A 7,444-nucleotide genomic window follows, 5' to 3' on the forward strand; every position below is an offset into this window, starting at 1 on the left:
CGGTGTAAATTACGCGTTTATAAAATTAAAGGTGTATTTGCTTTTCAACGCTTTGGGCTTTGCTGCCTAATTTTACGTCAAACTGCTTAATAAATTGCTCAATTACGTCGGCTTGTTGCTCGCTAAATACGCCGTCGAGCCCCATGTCGTGTATTTGTGTAAAGGGCGCATCGTAAAGCTGGGCTATTTCAATAGCGCCGTGGCGAATCAGGTGGTTTTTTAACATACCAATAAAGCGTTGTTGCTTGGCATTTACATGGGTGTGTATTTGCTGCACAAAGGTAGTAAAGCTCTGCTCTATGGCGTTTTTATCCATACCGACTATGGTACGCAATATTTTGTCGAGCGTCGCGGTTGATTCGGGAAAAAACTCTTTTAATGTATTTAAATCAACACTTGGGTTTTGCGTATGCACTAACGAGCTTAATTGCGCTAAATCGGCCTCGGTTACTTGTTCGCCGTTGCGAATTTTTTTAAGTACGCTGTCGGTTTCAAATAATGGGGTGAGTGTTTTTTCTACCTCTTGGCGGTATATTTGATAATCAATAGAGACTATTTTTGTAAGCCTATCAGTTTCGTGTATTTGGTTTTCGTCTTCAGTTATATCAAGTACAAAATCACGTGTTGGTGGCTTCACGCTTTTATTACGCAGGTGAATAATACTGCGTAAATTTATACGGCTTTGCTCAAGCGCTGCATGGGTTAAATACTGCCAATATTGCTGTGTTTGTATTTCTTCTATTGCGGGTGCTTTGCTACGCACTTCGTTTAGGTGCATTTGAAGCGATTCAACCTTGTTCATTACACTTTGCTTAGCTAAATCAATTTGGTTTGCATCGGTAAATATTAGTGTTTGGATAGTGGTTAGCTCTAAATCGAATTTATACGCTTCACTTTGCCCCATTATGTTACGCCATTGCATAAGTGGCGCGACTTTTTCAAGCAGATCGCTTACTGTTTGCGGTGCAAATTGATTAAGACGTTTAAAATCTTTGTAAGTTTCGACCACTAGCCAGTTATCGCGCACCGATATTGATTCCATTGGCAGTAGGCAAATATCGTCGTGAATTAATTTAATGGTTTGATCAAACACATCCATATTTGCTTTTTTGAGGGCCGTTTGTGCAAGGGTTACCCGCGCTTCAAATAGTTTTTGCAGTAACGATTTTGCTTGTTTTACGTCGTCTTCTTCTGGGTTTTCGTCAAAGTATTCAAAGTTTGCCCAGTGATCGAATATTAAAAAGTGAGTTTTGTGCTGACCTGGGCCGTATAGGTTTTCGCATAAGCGTGTGCCACGGCCAATCATTTGCCAAAATTTTACTTTTGATTTTATGGGTTTGGCAAATACAAGGTTTACACATTCTGGTACGTCTATGCCGGTGTCGAGCATATCGACCGATACAGCTATACGCATACTGTTTTCGTCGCTTGATTTAAAGTCGTCTATTAGCTCTTCGGCCCGTTCGTACTTTGAGTGAATAACGCGGCAAAAATTAGCACCATGCTGCGGGTAAAGCTCGCTAAACAGCTGGGCCATTAATTCGGCATGAGCTATGTTACGGGCGAATATGATTGTTTTACCGGGCAGTTGGCCGTCTTTATCGCGCAGACCTTTTTCCATTAAGTTACGCAGTATGAGCCTGTTGGTGTCTTTATTTTTAATGGCTTCGTCTATTTGTTTTGCGTCAAAGTCGAGCTCGTTAGGGTCAATGCCTTGCTCTTCTAATTGGGCTATTTGCTCATCGGTTAGGTTGTCTTTTTTAATGCCTTCGCGCAAAAACTGTGTGGTGTAACTTACTATTTTGTAAGGGACTAAGTTACCTTGCTCTATGGCGTCTTCAAGTGGGTAGTTGGCTGTGGGTAGTTTGTAATCGCAACCAAACAAATCACACGTTGAGCGCGATACCATTTCTACCGGAGTGGCGGTTAAGCCTACCTCGATTGCATCAAAGTACTTAAAAATATCACCATATATATTGTAAATTGAACGGTGGGATTCATCAGCTACTATTAGGTCAAAATAGCCTACATCGTACTTGTTCATTATGCGTAGCATACCTGGGTACGTTGCTATAAACACCCGCGCGCTGGCTGCTGTGTTTTTAGCGCTTTTACCAACAATATGTACTGGCTCTTTGGTGAATTCGGTAAAGGCGTTACCCGCTTGTTTACGTAGTTCTTTTCGGTCACATAAAAATAGTACGCGCTTAGCCCAACCTGCATCGAGCAGCCGTTTGGCAAGGGCAATAGATACGCGTGTTTTACCTGTGCCGGTTGCTTGAACTATAAGCGCTTTGCGGTGTTTATCACTAAAACGCTCACACACTCGGGTTATGGTTTCCATTTGATACAAACGCCCTGCCACAGCAGTATCTATCGGCGTTTTATTTAAGTCTTTTTTAAGTGTGCGCTGCTTTATTAAGTACTGTAGGGAATCTTTTGAGTAGTAACCGTATAAACCACGGCTATTATAGCCTTGCGTATCGTCGAGAATTTTTATATCCCAGCCGTTTGAATATAAAATAATAGGGCGTTGGCCATATTGCTTTTCGAGCGCATTGGCATAAAGCGTTGCTTGCTGGCGGCCTTTTTCGATATTTTCGCGAGTGCGTTTTGCCTCTATTACCGCAAGTGGTTTACCATCGTCATCCCATAATACGTAATCAACATAACCTACGCCTGTTGTTGTAGGTTGATCTGTTACTTTTACTTCTTTGCCAACATCTTCTGTTGACTCATCATCAAGTGCAACGTGCCAACCAGCATTACGTAAATCTAAATCGATAATGCGTTTACGGGTTTCGTCTTCGTTAAAGTTAAAACTAGAGTTAACAATTTGCTCATTGCGGGTTTTAACCTGAGCCAGCTTTTCTGCATCAATAGTTTGTTTTAGTTTTGCTGCTTGCTGCTGTGCTTGTTTTTGTGCAAGCTCTGCGGCTTCTAGTTCGTCAAGTGCGCGTTTTAAACGGGCTTGGTTTTCAGCTAGCTGCTGAGTAAGTTGCTTGTTCTTTTTAGCAAACTGAGCATCACTTTGATTAGTCGGCTGTGTTTGCTCAGGCGCTTTAAACTCTGGGCACTCTTGTTGCGTGCCATTGGCATACGCCATAAATAAGTACGAAGCTACAAAGTAGCTTTCTTTTAATATCCAAATAGCTTGTTGTTGATCAACTTTGCCTTCGTGGGCTGCTTGATTACCACTTTTACGAATGGCGTGAAGTTTATCGGTAATTAAACGCGGAACTGCGCTGGTAAAGTCGTCGGCGGTAAGTTTATCAAAAATGTTAGAAGTGGGTAAAACAGGTAAACTAAGTTCTTTATATAAGTAACCTACTACTTTTTCGGCAAAGCAACGCAGCTTAACCAGTGAGCTTTGTGGATCGGTAATCGCATAGTCTTCTGCAAAAGCGGCTAACTGGTGTAGCTCTGGCCACTTAGATTGAATGTGTTCAAAGTTCATTGATTGCTTCATTCCTGATTACTTCCTTATCAACTAATTTACCATGCGTTATTATTTTTATGCGTTTGCAAGCTTGCGAATATTAAGCCGTTATATTTATTTTTATATTGTGTGTTACTGCGCTTAACCAGTAGCTTGTTTCAAAGCTTTGGTTATTAGAATCAATCGCTATTTTTTTAGCAAGCTCGTTTGGTAACACCTTATTTATTTTACTATTTATGCGGCTACGCGTTTGTTGCACAAAGGTTTTTTCCATTACTTTTAAATTACTGTGTAAACCGTCTCTAAAATCTTCGGGCTCTATGCCAAACGTATCACGAAATATACGTAAATCACTGCTATTTTGCTGTAAATGTATGAGGTACTCTTTGCTGTATCGCAAAGACTCTTCAAAATCACGACCCACCACTAGCTTTTTATGTTCACTTTGGCTGTATTGGTTTAACCATAAATAGAAGGCAGTTTCTTTTGCGGTAAGTTTAATTTCGATACCTGCAAAGGTGAGCGTTTTTGCTTTTGCGTTTACTTCAAGGGTTAAATCTTTTTTATGCGCTGAGTTTAAGCTTGCTACTGTTTGGCTAAACGATGCACTTTGCATATTTGCAATGAGGGTTTCGTCGATAGATTGGCGCATTCGTACAAAGGGAATTTCGGAAAGGGTTACATTTGCATTAATACAGTTTACTTGCGTGCCATTTTTACCATCAATAATGTGGTCGTAAGGTGTTGGGTAGTAAAAGTCTCTAACAAATTCAAATTCGTTATTCACAAATACATGACTGAGCGAATCTTGCTCACGGCCTAATAATGACATGGCATAGCCTAAATAAAACGCCATTGTTTTACGTCCACCTGCAATGGATGCATGAATACTAATATCGTTTTTATTGGTAAGTTCAAACACTTTACGCGTAATAAAGTCGGCCATGTAGGTTTGTTCTATTTCAGATTTAGCATCATTAATAGGTTGGCCTTTATCATCTTCTATTAGCCAAATATTTTCATCGGGGAGTTTAATATCAGGAAGTTTATAATCTGCTATTAATTTAGCTAAATTACCTTGCTTAAATAATCCATCGGTGAGCATAGCCTTGGTGCTTTTTGTTGTAATAACAAAAATCTCTTCAGGCATAGGCTTACCCTGCTGATAAAGCGCAAAAAGAGTTTCGGTTAATACCTGCGGGCTTGCACCGGTAACTATTAGTAGTACATTCTTCATCAACGATCCTTTTGTATGAGGAATCTGCATAATACATAAATTACATAGTTAATGAAACTTGTTTGAGCTCAGTGGATTAGAGACCTTATTTCTTGCCTTTAAGCTACGGTGTATAAACAACAGTAGCTTTAATTTAATAACTCTTTAATCAACACAGAACCCAGCTGGCGTGTATTAAACGGATTCCCGTTGCCATTTAAAATTGAAACCCCTAACTCTTTAGCAATATCACGCAAGTAAGGCTTACTAGGTGTTACAAGCTCGTTATTTAAAAACACTTCAATAGTGCCGTTTTCAAGCTCCACCAATTTGTAGTTATTCCATATAACTTCTTTTACATTTAGTAAAATACGTGGCTTAACAGGTTGGTTTATTAACTTACTCATCGCAATAGCACTCTTACCTGTTGGCCCAATATTCATGAGTGGTTTTGCTTTTTCAACCGGGGCATCTAATAAAGTCTCAACCTGCATTTCTTCAGTATTTATTTTCAGGATAATGATACGGTCAACCAACGCTAACGTATTTGTGTTAAAGCTTATATGGCCGCTTGACCCCATTTTAGCTGTTGTTTTTACCGATATCCGCTCACCACTACTTGATACAACATCGTACCCTGCCTGGTTAACCTCTGTCGCCATACGTCCATTCGTGATTAGTGCAGCGTAAAGCTCGCCTATTCGGCCGGTCAAGTGTCTTAGCTCAGTTGGGGGAACATCCCAGCTTAACTCTCTTTCTAACCAGCTCATAGCTTCACCTAGTGATTGAATAATCTGCATTTGAGTTAAAGCCATTTTATTTCCTTATTTGTATATATCTACTTTAAAACGTTTAGAGGTGTTTATGATTCATACTAATTAAGCCCCCTGATATGCATAGTGTATATGACCATTCTACGTCCACATTCACTTGTGCTTATTTTTAGTATACCTAAGCAGTGCTTTTTTTGTAGGATACTAATACCAATCGACTTAAATACTTAGCCTTTTTAGTGTGTTAAATAAAACGTTAAAGGCGTTATAAACTTCTTATGTGGAGCAACTACATGTCGAAATTTATGCCTTATTGTCACTCTATTTATCTATCGCTATAAATGTTTAGAAACCTAACACGATTGGTATAGAAGCGAATTAAACTATCGGTTTTGGTAAAACGAGCTAAGAAAGGATAGAGCTGCAACCTACAGATTTAACATAGTTGCAGGCACAAAAAAGGACGCTAAAAAGCGTCCTAATATTGAATAATGGTGGAGGAAGAGGGATTCGAACCCTCGTTAGGGATTAACCTAAACACACTTTCCAGGCGTGCGCCTTCAGCCACTCAGCCATTCCTCCACGGTGTTGCTTAGCAACAGCGCGTTATAGTATGAAATAGGTTACACAGGTGCAAGGTCTTTTTAAATTTGTGCTGTTAAGTGTCTAATAATCAATCAGCAATTTACTTTAGGCATAAAAAAACGGCTAAACCTTAAGGTTTAACCGTTTTTATGCATTAGGCTAATTACTTAGCCATGCTAGCTGTAAAGTCTAACATGCGATTAAGTGACTTGAGCGCGCCTTCGCGTAAGTCCATATCTACAAACACTTCTTTACCGCGAGGGTCTATCAGGGCTTCTTCAATCGCTTTTAAGCCATTCATTGCCATCCATGGGCAATGTGCACAACTTTTACATGACGCACCTTCACCCGCTGTTGGGGCTGCAAAAAACTCTTTTCCTGGGCATAGCTGCTGCATTTTGTAAAAAATACCGCGGTCTGTCGCTACAATAAACTTATCGTTATCCATTGTTTGCGCAGCTTTTATTAGTTGACTGGTTGAGCCAACCGCATCTGCAAGTGCCACTATTTCTGCAGGTGACTCTGGGTGCACCAATACACCCGCGTCTGGGTGCAGGGCTTTCATATCTTTAAGCGCTTTTGTTTTAAATTCATCGTGTACGATACATGCGCCGTTCCACATGATCATATCGGCGCCAGTATTTTTTTGAATGTAGCTACCAAGGTGTTTATCTGGGCCCCAAATAATTTTTTCACCTTGCTCATCTAGGTGCTCTACAATTTCAAGCGCGCACGATGAGGTTACAATCCAATCTGCACGGGCTTTAACCGCTGTAGAGGTGTTTGCATACACTACAACTTTACGATCAGGGTGCTGATCGCAAAACGCTGAAAACTCATCAATAGGGCAACCAATATCTAACGAACACGTTGCTTCTAGCGTTGGCATAACAACTGTTTTGTTTGGCGTTAAAATTTTAGCGGTTTCACCCATAAAACGTACGCCTGCAACGATGATCATGTCTGCATCGTGGCGAGCACCAAAACGTGCCATTTCTAATGAGTCGGCAACACAGCCCCCTGTTTCTTCGGCAAGTGCCTGAATTTCAGGATCTGTGTAGTAATGGGCTACCAGCACTGCATTTTTATCTTGCAGTAGTTGTTTAATACGTGCTTTATATTCGCCTTGCTCGTCTTTAGTCAACGGCGCAGGCTTAGGAGGAAAGATATAACCTTCAGGCATAATAGTTTGAGCTAGACTCATGTTCTCGACCACTTCATCTACAGTGCATTAATTACGGCAAATTATACGAGAATACACGGGCAAATAACAGCTATCTGGGCATGCTGTTTATAAATAAAAATAAGAAACTGATTTAAATAAAATAAGAGAAGAGTTGAGATTTTTTAGAAGTGGTGGGTCATGATGGACTTGAACCATCGACCAATGGATTAAAAGTCCACTGCTCTACCAACTGAGCTAATGACCCG

At 40.3% G+C, this 7,444-nt stretch carries 4 protein-coding genes and 2 tRNA genes; all 6 read right to left on the reverse strand.

The features are described from left to right. Positions 1-25 precede the first annotated feature (25 nt). Complete coding sequence (locus MSC25_RS03645) at positions 26-3,469, reverse strand: DEAD/DEAH box helicase family protein (RefSeq protein WP_248442615.1); 3,444 nt, start codon at positions 3,467-3,469, stop codon at positions 26-28. Positions 3,470-3,539: 70 nt separating this feature from the next. Continuing rightward, positions 3,540-4,676 carry a CRISPR-associated ring nuclease Csm6 gene (gene csm6, locus MSC25_RS03650; protein WP_248442617.1) on the reverse strand — a complete coding sequence of 379 codons (1,137 nt, stop codon included), beginning with the start codon at positions 4,674-4,676 and terminating at the stop codon, positions 3,540-3,542. A gap of 128 nt (positions 4,677-4,804) precedes the next feature. Further along, positions 4,805-5,470, reverse strand: a complete 666-nt coding sequence (locus MSC25_RS03655; RefSeq protein ID WP_248442619.1) for a hypothetical protein — start codon at positions 5,468-5,470, stop codon at positions 4,805-4,807. Between the two features lie 450 nt (positions 5,471-5,920). Then, a tRNA-Ser gene (locus MSC25_RS03660) sits at positions 5,921-6,010 on the reverse strand. Between the two features lie 166 nt (positions 6,011-6,176). Continuing rightward, the gene (gene nadA, locus MSC25_RS03665) at positions 6,177-7,217 is read right to left on the reverse strand and encodes a quinolinate synthase NadA (protein ID WP_248442620.1); all 1,041 of its coding nucleotides are present in this window, start codon (positions 7,215-7,217) and stop codon (positions 6,177-6,179) included. Between the two features lie 150 nt (positions 7,218-7,367). Continuing rightward, positions 7,368-7,443: transfer RNA gene (locus MSC25_RS03670), tRNA-Lys, on the reverse strand. Position 7,444 lies beyond the last annotated feature (1 nt).

Origin of the sequence: Pseudoalteromonas sp. 1CM17D (assembly GCF_023161805.1) — a bacterium.
GTDB classification, from domain to species: Bacteria; Pseudomonadota; Gammaproteobacteria; order Enterobacterales; family Alteromonadaceae; genus Pseudoalteromonas; species Pseudoalteromonas atlantica.